General features: G+C 69.5%; 18 protein-coding genes and 1 pseudogene. 9 read left to right on the top strand and 10 right to left on the bottom strand.

Annotated features, from left to right (window positions below):
- From phaP to J7024_RS20220, 4 genes are all read left to right on the top strand, one after another.
- Window positions 1-579: a TIGR01841 family phasin gene (gene phaP / locus J7024_RS20205; RefSeq protein ID WP_175752494.1), complete on the top strand. Its 579-nt coding sequence runs from the start codon at window positions 1-3 to the stop codon at window positions 577-579.
- Between the two features lie 259 nt (window positions 580-838).
- On the top strand, window positions 839-2,020 hold the full coding sequence (locus tag J7024_RS20210; protein ID WP_199568527.1) for an acetyl-CoA C-acetyltransferase: 1,182 nt from the start codon (window positions 839-841) through the stop codon (window positions 2,018-2,020).
- A 230-nt stretch (window positions 2,021-2,250) separates the two neighbouring features.
- Entirely contained in the window at window positions 2,251-2,994 is a 744-nt protein-coding gene (phbB, locus tag J7024_RS20215; protein WP_124829087.1) for an acetoacetyl-CoA reductase, read from the top strand.
- 112 nt (window positions 2,995-3,106) lie between these two features.
- Window positions 3,107-3,307 carry a hypothetical protein gene (locus tag J7024_RS20220; RefSeq protein WP_059465802.1) on the top strand — a complete coding sequence of 67 codons (201 nt, stop codon included), beginning with the start codon at window positions 3,107-3,109 and terminating at the stop codon, window positions 3,305-3,307.
- 79 nt (window positions 3,308-3,386) lie between these two features.
- On the opposite strand, the gene J7024_RS20225 is transcribed toward J7024_RS20220, so the two are convergent.
- The 10 genes and pseudogenes from J7024_RS20225 to J7024_RS20270 all read right to left on the bottom strand — a co-directional run bounded on the left by J7024_RS20225 (window position 3,387) and on the right by J7024_RS20270 (window position 13,698).
- Entirely contained in the window at window positions 3,387-3,680 is a 294-nt protein-coding gene (locus tag J7024_RS20225; protein WP_175751290.1) for a hypothetical protein, read from the bottom strand.
- A gap of 22 nt (window positions 3,681-3,702) precedes the next feature.
- Entirely contained in the window at window positions 3,703-4,236 is a 534-nt protein-coding gene (locus tag J7024_RS20230; RefSeq protein WP_124829083.1) for a hotdog family protein, read from the bottom strand.
- Window positions 4,233-5,010 (bottom strand): annotated as a pseudogene (locus tag J7024_RS20235) (beta-ketoacyl synthase chain length factor). Before J7024_RS20235 ends, J7024_RS20230 begins: the two are co-directional and overlap by 4 nt.
- Window positions 5,007-6,230, bottom strand: a complete 1,224-nt coding sequence (locus J7024_RS20240; protein WP_124829079.1) for a beta-ketoacyl-[acyl-carrier-protein] synthase family protein — start codon at window positions 6,228-6,230, stop codon at window positions 5,007-5,009. Before J7024_RS20240 ends, J7024_RS20235 begins: the two are co-directional and overlap by 4 nt.
- Window positions 6,231-6,293: 63 nt before the next feature.
- Window positions 6,294-7,172: a polysaccharide deacetylase family protein gene (locus J7024_RS20245; protein WP_124829077.1), complete on the bottom strand. Its 879-nt coding sequence runs from the start codon at window positions 7,170-7,172 to the stop codon at window positions 6,294-6,296.
- On the bottom strand, window positions 7,169-9,640 hold the full coding sequence (locus J7024_RS20250) for an MMPL family transporter (protein ID WP_234745398.1): 2,472 nt from the start codon (window positions 9,638-9,640) through the stop codon (window positions 7,169-7,171). Before J7024_RS20250 ends, J7024_RS20245 begins: the two co-directional genes overlap by 4 nt.
- 8 nt (window positions 9,641-9,648) lie before the next feature.
- On the bottom strand, window positions 9,649-10,275 hold the full coding sequence (locus tag J7024_RS20255) for an outer membrane lipoprotein carrier protein LolA (RefSeq protein ID WP_175761550.1): 627 nt from the start codon (window positions 10,273-10,275) through the stop codon (window positions 9,649-9,651).
- Complete coding sequence (locus tag J7024_RS20260; RefSeq protein ID WP_124829073.1) at window positions 10,272-11,246, bottom strand: acyl-CoA synthetase; 975 nt, start codon at window positions 11,244-11,246, stop codon at window positions 10,272-10,274. The genes J7024_RS20255 and J7024_RS20260 overlap by 4 nt, the downstream gene beginning before the upstream one ends.
- Window positions 11,243-12,988 carry an AMP-binding protein gene (locus J7024_RS20265; protein ID WP_124829071.1) on the bottom strand — a complete coding sequence of 582 codons (1,746 nt, stop codon included), beginning with the start codon at window positions 12,986-12,988 and terminating at the stop codon, window positions 11,243-11,245. Before J7024_RS20265 ends, J7024_RS20260 begins: the two co-directional genes overlap by 4 nt.
- 65 nt (window positions 12,989-13,053) lie before the next feature.
- The gene (locus J7024_RS20270) at window positions 13,054-13,698 is read right to left on the bottom strand and encodes a hypothetical protein (protein WP_124829069.1); all 645 of its coding nucleotides are present in this window, start codon (window positions 13,696-13,698) and stop codon (window positions 13,054-13,056) included.
- Between the two features lie 563 nt (window positions 13,699-14,261).
- Between J7024_RS20270 and J7024_RS20275 the strand changes: the two genes are divergently transcribed.
- From J7024_RS20275 to J7024_RS20295, 5 genes are all read left to right on the top strand, one after another.
- On the top strand, window positions 14,262-14,546 hold the full coding sequence (locus J7024_RS20275; RefSeq protein ID WP_124829065.1) for a phosphopantetheine-binding protein: 285 nt from the start codon (window positions 14,262-14,264) through the stop codon (window positions 14,544-14,546).
- Between the two features lie 115 nt (window positions 14,547-14,661).
- Window positions 14,662-15,378, top strand: coding sequence for a 3-oxoacyl-ACP reductase FabG (gene fabG, locus J7024_RS20280; protein ID WP_124829063.1), 717 nt, complete (start codon window positions 14,662-14,664; stop codon window positions 15,376-15,378).
- Window positions 15,379-15,478: 100 nt separating this feature from the next.
- Window positions 15,479-16,741 carry a chorismate transformation enzyme, FkbO/Hyg5 family gene (locus tag J7024_RS20285; protein ID WP_175761549.1) on the top strand — a complete coding sequence of 421 codons (1,263 nt, stop codon included), beginning with the start codon at window positions 15,479-15,481 and terminating at the stop codon, window positions 16,739-16,741.
- Window positions 16,742-16,866: 125 nt separating this feature from the next.
- Entirely contained in the window at window positions 16,867-17,673 is an 807-nt protein-coding gene (locus J7024_RS20290) for a glycosyltransferase family 2 protein (RefSeq protein WP_124829059.1), read from the top strand.
- Between the two features lie 150 nt (window positions 17,674-17,823).
- Window positions 17,824-18,585: a M48 family metalloprotease gene (locus J7024_RS20295; protein ID WP_124829057.1), complete on the top strand. Its 762-nt coding sequence runs from the start codon at window positions 17,824-17,826 to the stop codon at window positions 18,583-18,585.
- Window positions 18,586-18,654 lie beyond the last annotated feature (69 nt).

Below are 18,654 nucleotides of genomic sequence, written 5' to 3' on the forward strand. Positions count from 1 at the left end.
ATGTCCGTATTTGCCCCCGAAAAATTCGCCGCCGATTACCAGTCCGGAATTGCCGCGTGGTTCGCAATTGCCCGTCCGGCAATCCACGGTTTCGAGGCCGTCGTCGAACTCAACCTGCAAGTGGCCAAGACGGCGCTTGAAGAGTACGAGGACAAGCTGAAGAACGCATTCAACGCCAGCAACCCGGCTGCCGGCTTGGCGCAGCAAGTGGCCGCACCGCAGGAAGCCGCCGGCAAGGCCGTCGCGTACAGCCGCCATCTGTTCGACATCGCGGTGTCGACGCAGGCCGAGTGGTCGAAGGTCGCCCAGGCGCAGTACGAGCAGACCGACAAGCGCGTGAAGGACGTGTTCGGCGAACTGACGAAGCATGCGCCGGCCGGCTCGGCTCCGGTGGTCGCCGCGCTGAACTCGGCACTGTCCGCGGCAACGGCCGCGGCCGACTCCGTGCGCGCAGCGGCTGGGCAGGCGATCGAGGCCGCGCAAAGCGGCTTCGACGCGGTCAGCGAAACGGCGGCGCGCGGCGGCAAGCAGACGGCCGCCGCACGCAAGGAAGCCGCTCCGCGCGAATCGGCAGCATGATCGCGTGTCGCGCATCGGCGCGACACGATTGACCGGCGCCGGATGGCGTTGGCCGCCGCGTGTGCCGCGTGGCGGTCGGCGAACGTCCGGTTCGCCATAGCGTATCCGGGCACGGCCGGATCATGCGGGTGTGCCGCGCGCATGAGCGCGTGAACATGCAGCCGCATCCGGGGCGCGTGGCGCTTGCGTGCCACGGTCGCCATGCCGGCACCGGGACGCAATACGGATCGCCCCATTGATTTCGATGCAGGAATTGAACATGACGGACGTAGTGATCGTATCGGCCGCGCGGACCGCGGTCGGCAAATTCGGCGGCTCGCTCGCGAAGGTTGCGGCACCGGAACTGGGCGCGACGGTGATTCGCGCGGTGCTGGAGCGCTCGGGCGTGAAGCCCGATCAGGTGAGCGAAGTGATCATGGGTCAGGTGCTGACGGCAGGTTCGGGGCAGAACCCGGCGCGCCAGTCGCTGATCAAGGCCGGCCTGCCGAATGCCGTGCCGGGGATGACGATCAACAAGGTGTGCGGCTCGGGCCTGAAGGCCGTGATGCTGGCGGCGAACGCGATCGCGGCGGGCGACGCGGAGATCGTGATCGCAGGCGGCCAGGAAAACATGAGCGCGTCGCCGCACGTGCTGCCGGGCTCGCGAGACGGGTTCCGGATGGGCGACGCGAAGCTGGTCGACACGATGATCGTCGACGGTCTGTGGGACGTGTACAACCAGTACCACATGGGCATCACGGCGGAGAACGTGGCGAAGGAATACGGGATCACGCGCGAAGAGCAGGACGCATTTGCGGCGTTGTCGCAGAACAAGGCGGAAGCCGCGCAGAAGGCCGGTCGTTTCAACGACGAGATCGTGCCGGTGTCGATTCCGCAGCGCAAGGGCGAGCCGCTGCAGTTCGCGACGGACGAATTCGTGCGTCACGGCGTGACGGCGGAATCGCTGTCGGGGCTGAAGCCGGCGTTCTCGAAGGACGGCTCGGTGACGGCGGCGAACGCGTCGGGTCTGAACGACGGCGCGGCAGCGGTGCTGGTGATGTCGGCGCAGAAGGCGGCGGCCCTTGGCCTGACGCCGCTTGCGCGGATCAAGGCGTACGCGAACGCGGGGGTGGATCCGAGCGTGATGGGGATGGGTCCGGTGCCGGCTTCGCGCCGCTGTCTGGAGCGTGCGGGGTGGACGCCGGGCGACCTGGACCTGATGGAAATCAACGAGGCATTCGCGGCGCAGGCGCTGGCGGTGCACAAGCAGATGGGGTGGGACACGTCGAAGGTGAACGTGAACGGCGGAGCGATCGCGATCGGTCACCCGATCGGGGCATCGGGCTGCCGGATCCTGGTGACGCTGCTGCACGAGATGGTCAAGCGCGACGCGAAGCGCGGGCTGGCGTCGCTGTGCATCGGCGGCGGGATGGGCGTCGCACTCGCGGTCGAGCGCGGCTGAGCAGGGCCTCGCGCAGAGGTCTGACGACGATGTCGCGCGTGTGCGGCGCCGGCCTGCGCCGCACGCGCGCGAAACGGTTTTCGCGCGGAACAAGCAACCAACAACAAGCGTGATGTTCCGGTGCACGCCTGCCCGCCAAGGGTGGGCGCGCACCCCAGCGGTGGGGCGACAGCATGTGCCATGTCGTCGCTCCGCGTCATTGACTACTTTCTTTGTCTGTAACTTATAGGATGACTAAGCGAATTGCAGTTGTGACAGGTGGAATGGGCGGTCTCGGTGAAGCGGTCAGCATCCGGTTGCACGATGCGGGTCACCGGGTCGTCGTCACGTATTCGCCGAACAATGCCGGCGCCGATCGCTGGCTGACCGAGATGCACGCGGCCGGCCGCGAATTCCACGCGTATCCCGTCGACGTAGCCGATTACGACTCGTGCCGGCTGTGCATCGAGAAGATCGCCCGGGACGTCGGCCCGGTCGACATTCTGGTGAACAATGCGGGCATCACGCGCGACATGACGCTGCGCAAGCTCGACAAGGTCAACTGGGATGCGGTGATCCGGACCAACCTCGATTCCGTGTTCAACATGACCAAGCCGGTCTGCGACAGCATGGTCGAGCGCGGTTGGGGCCGCATCGTCAACATCTCGTCGGTCAATGGCTCGAAGGGCTCGGTCGGCCAGACCAACTATGCGGCCGCGAAGGCGGGCATGCACGGCTTCACGAAATCGCTCGCACTCGAGATCGCGCGCAAGGGCGTGACGGTGAACACGGTGTCGCCGGGCTACCTCGCGACGAAGATGGTGACGGCGATCCCGCAGGACATCCTCGATACGAAGATCCTTCCGCAGATCCCGGCGGGACGGCTCGGTCAGCCGGAGGAAGTCGCGGCGCTGGTCGCGTATCTCTGCTCCGAGGAAGCGGGCTTCGTGACGGGCTCCAACATCGCGATCAACGGCGGCCAGCACATGCACTGACACGCGGCGGCCCAGGCGGCGTTCGCGCGCGTGTCCGGGCCGCGCTCCCGCTGTATCCAGCGCCGGGGCGGCGCGCACGCGCGCGGCCCCGGCCTCGCATTCCGGAGGACGCATGGGCGACACCTGGATGGGACTCGCGATCGGCGGCTCGGCACTGGCCGTCGCGCTGACGATGGCGATCGCGCTTCACTGGCTGGAGCGGCGCCGCGCGCGACTGCTGCGCAACTTCGATCATCGCGATTGCTGGTTCGTCGCGTACGGCAAGTGCCTCGCGCGCGGGCCGGCGCGTCGCACCCGCAGCGGCGCGAGATGACGGCGGCGGTGCGGCGGCGCGATTCGCGCGTCGTGCCGCACCTCGCGCATCCGATCGGAGGTGCGCGTACCGCCCGCGTTCAATCGCTCTTCTTCTGCGCGCCTTCGCCCGAATCGCTCTTGTGGAAGATCCGCTTTGTCGTGCGCTTGGTGGCATCCCAGCCTTCGCGCGACGCATGCGCGATGCCGTGGCCGACCGTCTTCGCAGCGCTAGCGGTCGCATGACCGAAGCCGCGTGCGACCTCGCCGGTCTTGTGGGCGGCTTCCTTCGAATCCCGTTTGATGTCCTGCTTCACTTCGGACATGTCCGCGTGCGCGATCGGGCTGATCAGCGCGAGAACGAGCGCGGTGCTAATGAACTGACGTGCTTTCACGACCTGATTTCCCTGGGCAAATTCATCGGGGATCGGCGTCGCCGGCGGGCGACGGACGAAATGCGCCGGCCGCCGATGCATCGAGCATCACGGCGGCACGGCCGCTGAGCAGCATGCGCTCGCCGCAGCGCAGCGTGAAGCCGTACAGCACGGAGCGGCCGTCGCCGCCGATGCGCTCGGCCTCGATGGTCAGCGGCAACTCGAGCGTGTCGAGCCGGCCGACGAATGCGTCGACGTTGCGCACGCTGGCGAGATAGCCGACGCGCGGGCGCGTTTGTTTCGTTTGTTCCGGCTGCTCCGGCTGCTGCGTGCCGAGCAGCGCGCCGTGCACGGCCATTGCCTGCGCGGCATATTCGATTCCACAGACCGACGCGAGCCGGCCTTGCGAACGCAGCGGATTGTGCGGATCGCGATGGCTCGTCGCGCTGCAGCGGATTCGTGCGGCATCCCATGCGTCGACGCGATCGAGCAGGCACATCGCGCCGTCGTGCGGGATATGCGCGGCGATCCACGCGCGATCGGGCGTGAGCATCCGTGTCGATGCGGGCGTGGTCATTGGGCGTGCTCCGCGGCGCCGTCCTGCATCGCGACATCGACCTGCACGCGCGCATCGTGCTCGACTATCTGCCCGATACGCGCGTGCGGCCGGATTGCCGGTGCGCAGCGCTTCGAACCCGGCGTTTGCGAGCGTGGTAGCCGGTGCGTCGGTCAACCGCGCGTCGATGCGCGCGAGCGTGCGCTCGGTCGCGTCGGGTGCGAGCACGAGTGCGACGCCGAATGCGTCGACGATCGGCCGTACCGCGTGCAGCGGCTCCGGATAGTCGGTGTCGTACGCGATCAGCAGGACCGGAACGCGGTCGACCACGACCTGACACAGGCTCTCGAGCAGGCCCGCGCAAAAGCTGCCGTCGTGCGCGCACAGCACGTTCGACGTCGCCATCGCGTGCGCCGCGATGCTCCAGTAGCCGGCCGGCGCGTTGTGCACCGAGTTGTGGAACCGCGTGGGCGACAGTTGGCGATCGTCGCCGGAGAGCGTTTCGCAGATCGCGTGGCAATTCTGACCGTCGCCGCCGGATGCGCTGAACACGGTCGCGAGCGCGGCTGCGTCGCGCCCGCTCGCGGCCGCCGCCTCGTGACCCACCGCGGGCGCGACGCGCACGACGGGGCCGGTGCGGCGGCGTTCCGCCGGCGGCAGGCCGGCCGGCGGCGGCAGCACGGTGCGCTCGCTCGCATAGGCTGCGCGGCCCGCGAGCACGTCGGCCGCGTGCGGCCAGTCGTTCAGTCCCGGCCCGATCAGGCCGACGCTTTCGATGAAGGCGGTCAGCATCATGTCGGCTCCCGACGGCTGGCAGGTTCGGCGCGGCCGAGGATCAGGCTGCAATTCGTGCCGCCGAAGCCGAACGAATTGGACAGGACGGCGCGGATGCGCGCGTCGCGGCTGGCGAGCACGTAGTCGGCGCCCAGCGCCGGGTCGGGTTGCGTCGTGTTGACGCCGGCCGGCACGAACTGTTCGCGCAACGCGAGCGCGGCGACGACGGCTTCGAGCGCGCCGGCGGCGCCGAGCGTATGGCCGGTCGCGCCCTTGGTCGAGCTGCACGGCGTACGCGCGAGCAGCGCGCCGACCGCCCGGCTTTCGGCGGCATCGTTGCTGGGCGTCGCGGTGCCATGCAGGTTCACGTAGTCGATCCTGCTCGCGTCGAGGCCGGCCGATGCGAGCGCCTGTTCGATCGCGATGCGCGCGCCGAGTCCTTCCGGATGGGGCGACGACATGTGATGCGCGTCGCTCGATTCGCCGATGCCGAGCAGCAGGATCGCGTCGTCGTCGAGCGCGGCGGGCGAATCGGGTACACGTTCGAGCAGCGCGAACGCGGCCGCCTCGCCGATCGAGATGCCGTCTCGCGCGACGTCGAACGGCCGGCACGGCCGGCGCGACAGCAGTTCGAGCGAATTGAAGCCGTACAGCGTCGTCAGGCACAACGAATCGACCCCGCCGACGACGGCCGCGTCGATCAGCCCCGCGTCGATCATCCGGCGCGCGGAGCCGAACACCTTCGCGCCGGACGAGCACGCGGACGAGATCGCCGTCGCGGGCCCGTGCAGCGTGAAATACGCGCGCACGAACGCGGCGACCGAATACGGATTGTGGGTGTGCGCATAGCGGAACCCGGCCGGCAGCGCGCCGCTTGCCGGATCGCGGTGCGTGTACGCGCGTTCGGTTTCGAGGATCCCGGACGTGCTCGTGCCGATGAACACGCCGACGCGCGCCGCGCCGTAGCGCGATATGGCCGCCGCGACGTGCGCGTCGAAGCCGTCCTGGACGAGGCCGAGTTGCGCGAGGCGGTTGTTGCGGCAGTCGAAATCGGCGAGATCCGAGCGCACCGGCTGCGCATCGACGCCGTCCACGGCGCCGATCCACGTGTCGAGGTCGGCGCGTTCGAAGTGGCACGGCACGAGGCCGCCGCGCGCGTTGCGCAGCGCGTCGAGCGTCGCGTCGAGGCCGCGGCCGATGCAGCTGGTGGCGGTGAAGTGCGAGAGCAGGAGAGGTTTCACGAAGGTCGCATCCGGTGGCCGGAACGGGCGCCGCAGCGAGGCTGGCGGGCGCGCCGGGCATGATCAGATTTTATCAAACGGGGGTGTCGCAATGCCCGTCCGGCCGGGCGGTCCGGGCTCGAGCGCGGCACGCAGCGTGATCCAGTGCAACTGCGCGTCGGCGGCCGCGCGCAGCACCGCCGGCAGCACGTCGAGCACGATCGGCTCGCCACGCGCATCGCGGGCCGCATGGCCGTCGTGCACGAGCAGGATGTCACGCGGTGCGAGGTCTTTCAGCAGGCGGCGCGTGACGGTGCCCGCGTCGAGTGCCCGCGTGTCGAAGCCGCGCCGCGTCCAGCTCGCGAGCTGCAGGCCAAGCTCGCACAGCACTGGTTCGAGAAACGGATTGCGCAGGCCGGCCGGCGCGCGGAAGAACCGCGGGCGCGTGCCGGCGATTTCGGTCAGCGTCTGTTGCGCGGCCGCGATCTCGCGCCGCAGTGCGGCGGGCCCTGACAGCGAGAACGTATGCCGGTGCCGCTGGCTGTGATTTTCGATCGCATGGCCGCGCGCGACGATCGCTTCGATCCACTGCGGGTGGCGGCGCGCGAGATCGCCGATGCAGAAGAAGGTTGCGCGCGCATCGTAGCGGTCGAGCAGGTCGAGCACGCGCGGCGTGACGTCCGGGTCCGGGCCGTCGTCGATCGTCAGCGCGATCCGGCGGCCGGCGCCGGCGGGCAGGCGCGTCCAGTTCGGGCCGAGCAGCGTGCTGCGCGGCCACAGGCCGGCGGCGGTCAGCGCGAGATGCGATGCGACTACGCCGCCGGCGGCCCACGTCCACGCGGCCGGCAGTGCGACCACGGCCGCGAGCGCGCCGACGTGCAGCGCGGCGGTGCCCGTAATCAGCGGCGTCGGCTTCCAGCGGCGCGCGTCGTCAACGGACGACACGGATGAGCGCACGTTCATGCACGACCTCCGGTCGGATGCGGATGCGAGCGACCGGCGTGCGGCGCGAGAATCGCCGCGAACGCGAGCGCCAGCATCGCGCCGGGGCCGACGGTCAGCCCGAAGGTTTCGAGCAGCGGCACGCGCGACAGCGCGAGCAGCCCGAAGCCGGCGACGGTCGCGAGGTTTGCGATCAGCAGCGATACGAGCGTGTACGGCGTGACCGGCTGCGCGTCGTCGCGCTTGCAGAAGAACAGCGCGTAGTTCGAGCCGACCGCGACGATGAGCAGCATCCCGACGAGGTGCAGGATCGTCAACTGCACGCCGGCGAGCGCGAAGCCCGAGGCCACCACCAGCACGGCCGCGACGAGCGGTGCGAGCGCGCGCACGACGCGTCGCGGCGAGCGCAGCGCGATCAGCAGCAGCACGGCGATCGCCGCGAAGCCCGCGAGCGACAGCCGGATGTCCTCGTGCACGTAATTTACGTACAGGCGATCGGCCTCGGCCTTCATGTCGACGAACAGCGCATCGGGCACGCCGGCGCGCGCGACGGCCGTGCGGATCGGCGCGGCATCCAGCCCGGGCGACGGCTGCGTGGCGGTGTGCGCGATGTCCGGTGCGCGCAGCGGCAGCATCGCGCTCCAGCGGCCGGCGTGCTCGGTCAGTAACGCGTCGACGGCAAGCGCCATCGACGTGCCGCGCAGATCCGCTCGCGTGAGCAGCGGCGCGTGACGCGCGGCGTCGACATCGGCGATGAACGGGGCGAACAGCCCGGGCTTGACCTCGATCGGCTGGTTCTCGACCGCGTCACGCATTCTCGCGGCAAGCACGTCGGGCGCCGGCAGGCTTGCCTGGCGCGCGCGCTGCGCGGCGTCGCTCGGCAGATAGCGCGCGGGACTTTCGAAGCCCGCGAGCGCACCGCGATCGACGAGCGGCTGCAATTGTGCGGCGACCCGTTCCGCGCGTTCGAGCGCAGCCTGTTCGGTCGGCGCGGAAATCACGACGAGGTAGCGCACGTCCGGTGCGCCGACGTCGGCACGCAAGCGCGCATCGAGCGCCTGCGCGCGGGCGGGAACGGGGCTCAGCGCGGCGAGCTCTCGGCTCCACAGGCCGCCTCGATGCAGCACGAGCGTCGCGCACGCGGCGAGCACGAGCACGGCGAGCGGCCAGCGCAGCCGCGGCGCTGCATCGGCCGCGCATGCGAGCACGGCGCCCACGCGCGACACGTCGCGAATCGCGGCGTGCTCGCCCCGCAGGTGCGGCAGCACGAAGCGCGTGACGAGCGCGGCGGACGTCAGCCCGGCGATCGAATACAGCCCGAGCTGCACGAGGCCGGGGAAGCCCGAGAACAGCATCGACGCGAAGCCGCACACGGATGTCAGCACGCCGAGCCGGATCGTCGGCCAGTATGCGGCGATCCATGCGCGCGTCGCGTCGGCGGGCCGTTCGGCGCCGCGCGCCGCACCCGGCGCCGATTGCACGAACAGGTAGATCGAATAGTCGACGGCTTCGCCGATCAGCGTCGTGCCGAAGCCGAGCGTCAGCCCGTGGACCGTGCCGAACGCGATGCTGACCGCGGCGATGCCGACCGCAACGCCCGTCAGCACCGGCAGCAGCCCGAGTGCGAGCGTGCGCGGCGAGCGATACAACGTCAGCAGCAGCGCGACGATCAGCACGACGCTCGCCGTCGACAGCCGCTCGACGTCGTGCCGGATCGTGTCGCGCGTCTCGACCGAGAACACGCCGGGCCCCGTCAGCGCGAGCGTGTAGGCGGCCGGGTTCGGCAGCGCCCGCGTCGCGGCGGAGAACGCGCGGCGCACCGCGTCGATCGCGCGTGCCTGCGCATCGGTGTCGGAGCCGGCGGCGGCCGTCTGCACGACGAGCACGGCGCGCGTGCCGTCGCGCGACGCCCACACGCCGTCGCGCATGGCCGGCTGCGCGCCGCTGTCGAACTGGTCGACGAGCGCACTGACTTCGCCGGTCGGGTCGCGCGGCAGCATCGCCTTCGCGACGAGGCCCGCCGACGAGCTCAGCAAATCGAGACTGTTGCCGAGCGCCTGGTGCAGCCCGTCGGCGCTGAAGCGCTGCGGCGTGACCGTCGGGCTTAGCAGGTAGCGATGGTCGAACACGTACTGCTGGTCGCGCGTGTCGTTCACGGCCTCGCCGTTGTTGACCGCTGAGAATTGCCGGTCCGCGCGCAGCGTGCCCGCAACGCGGCGCGACAGCGCGGCGCGCGTGGTCGCGTCGCCGCCGTCGATCGCGACGAGGATCAGCCGCGACACGATGCCGTCGCGCAACTGGTCGACGAGCACGCGCTGCCCGGCGCTCGGCGCGCGCGGCAGAAATGCGGACAGGTCGGCCGTGAAGTTCGCGCGGGCAATGGCGATCCCGCATGCGACGAGTGCGAACAGCCACACGAGCACGGCGCGCCGCTGCCATGCGGGCACGCGGCGAGCGACGGGGGCGGGCGGCCGGGCGCGTTCGTCCATCTCGTCCATCAGTTCGCGGCGACGGGTTGCAGGCGCATCAGCGAATGGTCGCCGTCGGCCTGCCGGATCGCGACGCTGCGCAGCGTGTCGCGCGTGCCTTCGAGCGTGATCGTGCTGACCGCCTTCAGCATCCGCGAGTCGAGCGGCGTGAGCGTCAGCGTCCAGTCGTCGCCGCGTCCGGCGAGCGCAACCTTGTAGACCTGCTCGAGCGCGAAGCGGTTGCCGGAGAGCGTCGCGCGAATGCTGTCGATGAACGCGCCGAGTTCCGGGTAGCGTGAAAGCGCGAGCGTGTACTTGTGGTTGTTGCGCTCGACGGTGAGCATGTCGCCGTCGACGACGAGATGTTCGGGCTTCGGGCTCAGCGTGTGCTTCTCGAGATGGTCGGGCGCGACGAACACGAGCTCTCCCGACGATTCGATCGGTTGCGCGGCGATCGACAGGGTCTTCGTCTCGGTGAACGTGGCGCGGCCGGACTTGTGCTGCGCGAGCGTGGACATCAGCCGGTCGAGCGTCCACGCCGAACCGGTGTCGGCGGCATGCGCAGGCATGGCCAGCGCGACGGCGGCCATCACGGCGAACGCGCGCATTGCGCGGCGCAGCGCGAGCGGAAGCAAGGAGCGGTGAACGGCGGTCATGCGTCTAAGTCCCTTGTGGCGGTCAGGTCGGTATGCGCGCGCGCCTCGTCGTGGTGCGCGGCGGTCTCGCCGCTCCGCCAGAAATCGAAATAGTTGAACCAGTTGTACGGCGCCGCGCGGCAGTACCGGTCGAGCATCGCGACGTAGCGCGCGAGCGCCGCGTCGACGGCCGCCGCGCGCGCGTCGCGGTGCACGGCGGAGAAATCAGCGAGCGTCTCGAAGTGCACATCGTAGCGGTTGCCGTCGCGGTAGAGGCCCGTCATGAAGAGCACCGGACGCCGCAGCATCGCGGCCATGTACAGCGGCCCGAGCGGAAATGCGGCCGGCGCGCCGAGCAGCGGCAGCCGCCGCAGCGACGCGGCAGCATCGTCGAGCAGCGTGCGGTCGGCCAGCATGCCGACCATGCAGTTCGCGTCGAGCCGCTCGCGCACCTTCAGCATCGAATCGACCTGTCCGAGCGGAATCACTTCGGGCTTCGCGGCCGGGTTGACGGCGGCGAGCGTCGCGTTGATCTTGCGTGCGTTTTCTTCATACATCGTGACGACGACGCTCAGGTCCGGACGCGTGCGGCCGATCGCGCGCACGACTTCGAAGCTACCGAGGTGCGCGCCCATCACGAATGCGCCGCGCCCGCCGGCGAGCGCGGCGTCGACGAGCGTTGCGCCGTGCAGCCGGATGTCGAACAGGTCGAAGCGGCCGTTCATCAGGTAGATGCGGTCGTGGATCGTCGCCGCGAACGTGAACACGTGACGGTACACGTCGCGCCAGTGTGCGGGACGGCCGAGCGCGCGGCGCAGGTAGTCGCGCGACGCCGCGCAGGCGGCCGGCGAGAACAGCACGAAATACGCGGCGACGACGTGCAGCACGACGCGCGACGGCCGTCGACCGAAATGCAGCGAGATCCACGTCATCGCGCGCAGCAGCGCGGCGTTGCTGCGCTCCTGGCGCTCGGCCCACGCGGTGCGTTTCATGGCTGCGCGCCGTCCTGCGTGTCCGGCGGCGCGGACAGCATGCCGGTCGCGACGTCGCGCGGGCCGACCCGCAGCGTGAAGCGGATCGCACCGCCGGCCGTCGCATCGAACGCGAGGTCGACCGGTTCGCCGGGCGCGACCGGGCTCAGGAATTTTGCGGAAGCGAGCCGCCACGTGTGCAGCGGGCGGTTCAGCGAAGCGCCGAGCGCCGCGATCGCGTGATCGAGCAGCACGACGCCCGGCACGATCGGATGACCGGGGAAATGACCGGGCAGCGCCGGATGATCGGCGGGAATCGTGAACGCGAGCGGCCGCGCGTTGGTCGCGGCAGTGCGCGCGTGCCGGGCGACGAGTGCGGCGAGCACGTCGCGCGGCAGCTTGCCGGTCTCGTTGCGCGGCAATGCATCGACGAACACGAGCGGGCGCGGCATGAATGCGGAATCGATCCGTTCGCGCAGCGCGCGCTGCAGTTCGGCTGCGGCAAGCGTCGGCGCGACCACGAGCGCAACCAGACGCGTGACGGATTCGCGATCGGCATCGACGTCGGCTGGCACGGTGTCGTCCGGCATGAAGAACACACCGTCGACGACACCGGCAATCGCGTTCAACTGATGATTCAGGTACGCGAGCGACGTGCGCTTGCCGGCGATGTTGACGAGGTCCGCCTTGCGGCCGTGCAGCAGGAACCGGCCGTCGCCGAGCAGTTCGAGCGCGTCGCCCATCGGCACGGGCGTCTCGACGTGCCCGCCCGACACCCATACGGTTGGCCCGCCGTCGTCGCTCGCATGGCCGTGATCCGCAGCGTCATGCGTGTCGCGTGCGTCGAGCCGGATCTCCGGGAACAACGACCACGCCGCGCCCTGCGACGTGCGGCGCGTGGCGATCTGGCCGGTCTCGGTGCTGCCGTAGATCTCGACGAGCGGCGCGTCGAGCGCGGCTTCGGCTTCACACGCGAGCTTTTCCGACAGCGGCGCGGTGGCCGACAGCACGAGCGCGGCCGGCGGCAGCGCATGGCCGGCCGACAGCAGCGCGCGCAGGTGGATCGGCGACGTGACGAGTACACGCGGCTGCGGGATGGCCTGCAACTCCTCGCGAATGTCGACCGGGTAGAACGGCTGGCGGTTGCTGAACGCGAGGCCGCCGATCAGCGCGAGCAGCACCGTCGATTCGAAGCCGTACATGTGCTGCGCGGGCACGGTGCCGATCAGCGTGGCAGCGTCGCCGTCGAGCAGGCCGAGGCGGTCGGCCGCGGCGCGCACGCAGCCGACGAGGAAGCCCCAGGTCTTGCGGTGCGGCACCGGCGCGCCGGTCGAGCCGGACGTGAACACGTACGCCATGATCCGCGCCGCGTCGATCTGCGGCACCACGAAGTGGGTGTCGTCGTCGGCGGCGAGTGCGGCAGGGGCGGCGTCCGGATACGCGAAGCGCGGCAGGTCGATCGTGCAGTCCGGCGCGTCGTGCAGGCAGAACGCATCCGGCGCGAACGACGCGAGCTGGCGCACCGTTTCCGGCGTGTGCGTCGACGGCAGCAGGCTGATCCTGCCGGCGACGAGCGCCGCGCACAGGCTGACGGCGAAGCGGTAGCGGTCGCGGCACACGTTGAATACGTGGCCGCCGGCGGGCAGCGCGGCGGCCACGCGCACGACGTCGGCGACGAACGCGCGCACGGTGACAGGCGTGCCGTCGCGCCAGGCGATCGTCTGGTCCGGCGAGGAATGGAATACCAGCGGGTGAGTCGGCATAAATCAACGGAAACGGAAGGCGGTGACCGGCGCGGCCGCGAGGCGGTGCCGCACCGGTCGTGAATTCATCGTGACGGCTGCGTCGACGCGCGGTACGCACGCACCGCGTCGATCATCCGCGGGCGCGTGTCGTCGGGTAGCGCGAAGCGCCGGCACGCATGCTCGGCGGCGAACATCACGGCGACGAGCGGCAGCGACAGGTAGTTCGCGAAGGTCGACCACGCGACGATCGGCGCAGTCGCGAACATCAGCGTCGACACCGCGGCGATCGCGACGAAGAACAGCGTCCACGCGAGCGTGATGCGCCGCGTATAGCGTGCGACGGCAGGCGTGATCGTGCCGTGGATCATCGTCGCGAAGCGTGTGCAGAGCGGCACCTGGCCGGCCGCGAGCGTGCGGCCGAACAGCAGCGCCATCGCGAGGTTGAAGCTTGTGTGCTCCAGATACAGACCCCATTCGAAATGCCACTCGAGCGGCATGCGTGCGGCCCATAGTGCGGCGGCGACCAGCAGCCACGCCGGCACCAGCCATGCGCGTCGCGGCGAGCGCAACGCGGCACCGAGCGCGAGCAGCAGCGGCGGCACGAGCGCCATCGCGAGGCCGAAGCCGTGTGCGCCGGGCGTTGCGGCCGCATGGTGCGCGCCGATCTGCCAGGCCGTCACCGCACCGACCGCGCCGACGCCGCGTGCGACGTTCGACAGCGTGCTCATTGTCGCGCTCCATGCGTGCCGGGCAGGCGTGCGTTGCCGGCGGTCGCGGCATGGCGGCAACGCGACGAACAAAGCGGCGAGTGAAGCTGGGCGGAACGGTCGAACGGGCGCGGCATGGCGGCTGGGAACATCGGACGGATCGAGGCCCGGACGCAATCGTCGGGCTGTTAAATATCATATGAATGGCGGCCGGGCAGGTGCGTCGCGCGGCTGTCGTGCACGCACATTTTAGGGCCCCGGCACCGCGGTTCGGCGCAGGCGCGGCCGGGTTTTGTAACCGAATGTATGGCAGCGCGTCGAACGTTTCCCGATGACGATTCGTTTACATCCGAAGCGGCTCAAGCGTCTCGTGCGATCCGGTCCCGACAGGGGGCTCGGCGGGGCCCTTCAGTCTGTAACCATTCGCGGTATACGCACCGGTACCCATCGTCTAGAATCCGCGTAACTTTTACAAACGATCCCCAAATTACGCAGGCGGGGAAGCCGGCAGACGCCGGAGGGACGGAGATTTGCACGCGCCGGGCGTGCACGACAGTTGCCGTTTCCGGGCGCCTTCCGCTGCCATGGGCCGCCTGCCCGCAAGCATGATGAACGCACTGGAACAAGAGCTCGCCACGCTGATCATCGGCGAACTGAATCTCGAAGACGTCCCGCTTGATACGGTGACGGCCGGGACCCCTCTGTACGGCGAGGGCTTCGGGCTCGACTCCATCGACATCCTGGAAATCGCGCTGCTGATCTCGAAGAAATACGGCTTCGAGCTGCGCTCGGACAATCCGGACAACAAGAAGATCTTCGCGACGCTCGGCGCGCTTGCCGGGTACGTCGCCGCCCATCGCACGAAGTGACGGCGGCGCGCGCGGTCACGACGCGGTACGCGGAGGATGACGGCATGCGGCGGCGGTCGCCTGGCGACACGCCGCCGCGTCGATCGAGGTGGAATGCGATGAACGGAGCAATTCGATGCGGGCGCTCGTAACGGGCGGCAGCGGCGCACTCGGGCAGGCGATCTGCACGGCGCTCGCGCAGGCCGGCCATGAAGTGTGGGTGCATGCGAACCGCAATCCCGCGCAGGCGGAGGCGATCGCGCGGCAGATCGTCGCGGCCGGCGGTACCGCGCACGCAATCGCGTTCGACGTGACCGACGCCGATGCGACGCTCGCCGCGCTCGCGCCGTTCATCGACGATGCGCCGGTGCAGATCCTCGTCAACAACGCGGGCATTCACGACGACGCGCCGATGGCCGGCATGTCGCGCGAGCAGTGGCGCAGCGTGATCGACGTGACGCTCAACGGTTTTTTCAACGTCACGCAGCCGCTGTTGCTGCCGATGATCCGCACGCGGCGCGGACGGATCGTCAATATTGCGTCGATCGCCGGCGTGACCGGCAACCGCGGACAGGCGAATTACGCGGCCGCGAAGGCGGGGCTGATCGGCGCGACGAAGTCGCTGTCGCTGGAGCTTGCGTCGCGCGGCATCACCGTGAACGCGGTCGCACCCGGCATCATCGAATCGCCGATGGCCGAGCATGCGTTTCCCGCCGACCGGATCAAGCAACTCGTGCCGGCGCAACGCGCGGGCCGGCCCGACGAAGTCGCGGCGATGGTCGCGTATCTGGTATCCGATGCGGCCGCTTATGTGACCGGGCAGGTGTTGTCCGTCAACGGCGGGCTCGCATGACGACGCGCGCAGCGTCGGATTGACGCGACGCAACGGCGCGCAACGCGGCGCGTCGTAACCGTGGTGCCGCAAGCCTGCGCCACATAGTGAGGAAATCGAAGTGTCAGTGCATCCAGTCGACGCCGAACGGCGAGCGTGTTCCCTGTCGTCCGCCACGACTGCGGTCGTGCGCGGACACATGGCAGCCGGGCGCGCCGCGGACGGCGGCAACCGTGCGTTGCGACTCGTCCAGATCGATCACGCACGGCTGGCGGCGCGCCTGCACGATGCGCAACGGCGCGGCGATGCATTCGATCGGATGTTTCCGGGCGCGCTGGGTGCAGTGTGTATCGGCGCGGCCGGCACGACGACCGACGGGATGGCGCGCCTGCTGACCGATGCCGCGCCCGACCTGCCGCTCGCGCCGGTGCAGATGGCGCTGCTCGACGCCGGCGGCCACGCCAGCACCGGTGCCGTCTGCGAAATCTGGCAGTGCGACGCGCACGACCTGCGCAGCGAACGGCGCGGCGCGCTGCGGTACCGCTACAGCGAAACGGCGGGGCTCGTGTTCGGCAGTATCGTCGTGCAGGAAGCGACCGATGCGACGGATGCGGATCGCGACGGCGGCACGCCGCTCGAACGGGCGACCCACGATGCGTACCGCGCGCTGTTCGACGTGCTCGATACGCTCGGCATCGCGCATCCGCTGCGGATCTGGAATACCGTGCCGGCGATCAACGCGCAGCAGTTCGGAATCGAGCGCTATCGTCAGTTCAATATTGGCCGTCAGCGCGCATTCGACGCGTGTCGCCGTGCGCTGACGGGCGGCGTGCCGGCCGCCTGCGCGCTCGGCTCGGTCGTGCCGGTCGAGGGCGACACGCCGCCGGCTGCGCCGCTTGCGATCCATTTCATCGCGAGCCGCACGCCGGCCGATCCGGTCGAGAACCCGCGCCAGATCAGCGCGTATCACTATCCGGCGGAGTACGGCCCGCGTGCGCCGACGTTCGCGCGCGCGGCAGCATGGACCGACGGCGAGGTGCCGCCGCTGCTGTTCGTGTCGGGCACCGCCAGCATCGTCGGGCATCGCACCGTGCATCGCGGCGACGTCGTCGCGCAAACGCGCGAGACGATCGCGAACCTGGCCGCCGTGCTCGAGCAGGCCGCGCGGCAGGGGCACGGCCCGTTCACGCTCGCGGATCTGAGCTATCGCGTCTACGTGCGCGACGCCACCGATGCCGCGGCGCTCGCCGCGATCGAACGCGTGCTGCGCGATGCGGCCGGCCCCGACTTGCGGCCGCTGTTCGTCCACGCGGACGTGTGTCGCGACGATCTGCTGGTCGAGATCGAGGCGAGCGCCGGGCATCCGCTGGAGCAGTGGTCGTGAAGCGCGCGGGCCTGTCGCTGCGCGAACCGTCGACGCGCGCGGGCGGCGTCGACGAAGCCTGTCCGCGGTCGCCCGCAGGTCATAAACTTTTGTCAGGATCATCGTCTTCGCAATCGGCCGTTCCCATGTCCAAGCTGCACGCTTCGTCCACCCATCTCGTTCTGATTCCGAGCTACAACCCGGGCGCCAAGGTCGACACGACCGTGCGCAATGCCCGTGCGCAGTGGAATCCGGTGTGGGTCGTCGTCGACGGCAGCACCGACGGCAGTGCCGAGCGGCTGCAGGCGATGGCCGAGCGCGATCCGGGGCTGCGCGTGATCGTGCTGCCGGAGAACCGCGGCAAGGGGGCCGCGGTGCTCGCGGGACTCGACGCGGCCGCCGCGAGCGGCTTCACGCACGTGCTGACGATGGATTCGGACGGCCAGCATCCGGCCCAGCTGATTGCCGATTTCATGGCCGCGTCGCAGGCGGCGCCCGAGGCGATGGTGCTCGGCCTGCCGAAGTTCGATGCGAGCGCGCCGCAACTGCGCGTGCAGGGCCGCAGGCTGTCGAACGCGTGGGCCGACCTCGAGACGCTGTGGGCCGGGATCGGCGATTCGTTGTACGGCTTTCGCGTGTACCCGGTCGCGCCGCTCGCCGCGATCATGCACCGGCAGCCGTGGATGCGCGGCTTCGACTTCGATCCCGAAGCGGCGGTGCGACTGTGCTGGGCAGGCGTGCAGCCGATCCGCATAGAAGCGCCGGTGCGCTACTTCGGCGAGCACGAGGGCGGCGTGTCGCATTTCCACTATGGCCGCGACAACGCGCTGCTCGCATGGATGCATCTGCGGCTCTTCGCCGGTTTCGTCGCGCGGCTGCCGATGCTCGTCGCGCGACGGCTGACGCGCCGGTCGCGCGCGCCGTTCAGCCGGTCGCCGGGCCGTGGCGATTGACTGCATTTTCGTCAACAATTCGCCGGACGATCGGGCATGACGTGTCGAATGGATAAGTAATCAAATTGTCATTTGATGTAAACGACTGGTAATTTTCTGCCGGATTATGCAAAATCGCCGCTCCCAACTACAACTACCGAGGGATCCGGGATGCATATCAAGAAAGCGGCGGCAGCATGTGGCGTGGCGTTCCTGTTGAGCGCGTGCGGCGGGGTACAGAGTCTCGACGCGAACAGCCTGACGTCGGCGGGGACCAGCCTGTTCAAGGCAGCGACGCTGTCGGACGCGGACATCGCCGCCCTGTCGAACGACTCGTGCAAGGCGAGCGACGCGGAATCGAAGATCGCGGCACCGAACAGCGCGTACTCGAAGCGTCTGACGAAGGTGATGAAGGGCTTCGGCGACATGACGCTGAACGGCCAGAAGGTCAACTACAAGGTCTACATGACCAAGGACGTCAACGCGTGGGCGATGGGCAACGGCTGCGTGCGCGTGTACAGCGGCCTGATGGACATGATGAACGACGACGAACTGCGCGGCGTGATCGGTCATGAAATGGGCCACGTCGCACTGGGTCACTCGAAGAAGGCGATGCAGACGGCCTATGCGGTCAGCGCGGCGCGCAGCGCGGCCGGCGCGGCGTCGCCCGGCGTGGCGGCACTGACGAGCTCGCAGCTCGGCGACATCACCGAGAAGTTCATCAATGCGCAGTTCTCGCAGACGCAGGAAAGCGCGGCCGACGATTACTCGTTCGACCTGATGAAGCAGAAGGGCATGAACCAGAAGGGCCTCGTCACCGCGTTCCAGAAGCTCGCACAGCTCGATGGCGGCCAGAGCTCGATGATGAGCTCGCATCCGTCGTCGGCGAGCCGTGCCCAGCACATCCAGGATCGCATCGCGAACGGTAGCTGATCGCCTCGTGCGGCGCCGGTGCGGTCCGCTCCAGCGTCCGGCACGATGAAGAAAAACCCCACGCTCTTC

It is taken from the genome of Burkholderia sp. WTPI3, from assembly GCF_021483755.1.
GTDB lineage: Bacteria > Pseudomonadota > Gammaproteobacteria > Burkholderiales > Burkholderiaceae > Burkholderia.

Bases quoted from the DNA above. Each gene is read 5' to 3' on its own strand.
- phaP (WP_175752494.1), top strand. From the start codon at position 1: ATGTCCGTATTTGCCCCCGAAAAATTCGCCGCCGATTACCAGTCCGGA.
- J7024_RS20210 (WP_199568527.1), top strand. From the start codon at position 839: ATGACGGACGTAGTGATCGTATCGGCCGCGCGGACCGCGGTCGGCAAA.
- phbB (WP_124829087.1), top strand. From the start codon at position 2,251: ATGACTAAGCGAATTGCAGTTGTGACAGGTGGAATGGGCGGTCTCGGT.
- J7024_RS20220 (WP_059465802.1), top strand. From the start codon at position 3,107: ATGGGCGACACCTGGATGGGACTCGCGATCGGCGGCTCGGCACTGGCC.
- J7024_RS20230 (WP_124829083.1), bottom strand. From the start codon at position 4,236: ATGACCACGCCCGCATCGACACGGATGCTCACGCCCGATCGCGCGTGG.
- J7024_RS20245 (WP_124829077.1), bottom strand. From the start codon at position 7,172: ATGAACGTGCGCTCATCCGTGTCGTCCGTTGACGACGCGCGCCGCTGG.
- J7024_RS20250 (WP_234745398.1), bottom strand. From the start codon at position 9,640: ATGGACGAACGCGCCCGGCCGCCCGCCCCCGTCGCTCGCCGCGTGCCC.
- J7024_RS20255 (WP_175761550.1), bottom strand. From the start codon at position 10,275: ATGACCGCCGTTCACCGCTCCTTGCTTCCGCTCGCGCTGCGCCGCGCA.
- J7024_RS20260 (WP_124829073.1), bottom strand. From the start codon at position 11,246: ATGAAACGCACCGCGTGGGCCGAGCGCCAGGAGCGCAGCAACGCCGCG.
- J7024_RS20265 (WP_124829071.1), bottom strand. From the start codon at position 12,988: ATGCCGACTCACCCGCTGGTATTCCATTCCTCGCCGGACCAGACGATC.
- J7024_RS20270 (WP_124829069.1), bottom strand. From the start codon at position 13,698: ATGAGCACGCTGTCGAACGTCGCACGCGGCGTCGGCGCGGTCGGTGCG.
- J7024_RS20275 (WP_124829065.1), top strand. From the start codon at position 14,262: ATGGGCCGCCTGCCCGCAAGCATGATGAACGCACTGGAACAAGAGCTC.
- fabG (WP_124829063.1), top strand. From the start codon at position 14,662: ATGCGGGCGCTCGTAACGGGCGGCAGCGGCGCACTCGGGCAGGCGATC.
- J7024_RS20290 (WP_124829059.1), top strand. From the start codon at position 16,867: ATGTCCAAGCTGCACGCTTCGTCCACCCATCTCGTTCTGATTCCGAGC.
- J7024_RS20295 (WP_124829057.1), top strand. From the start codon at position 17,824: ATGCATATCAAGAAAGCGGCGGCAGCATGTGGCGTGGCGTTCCTGTTG.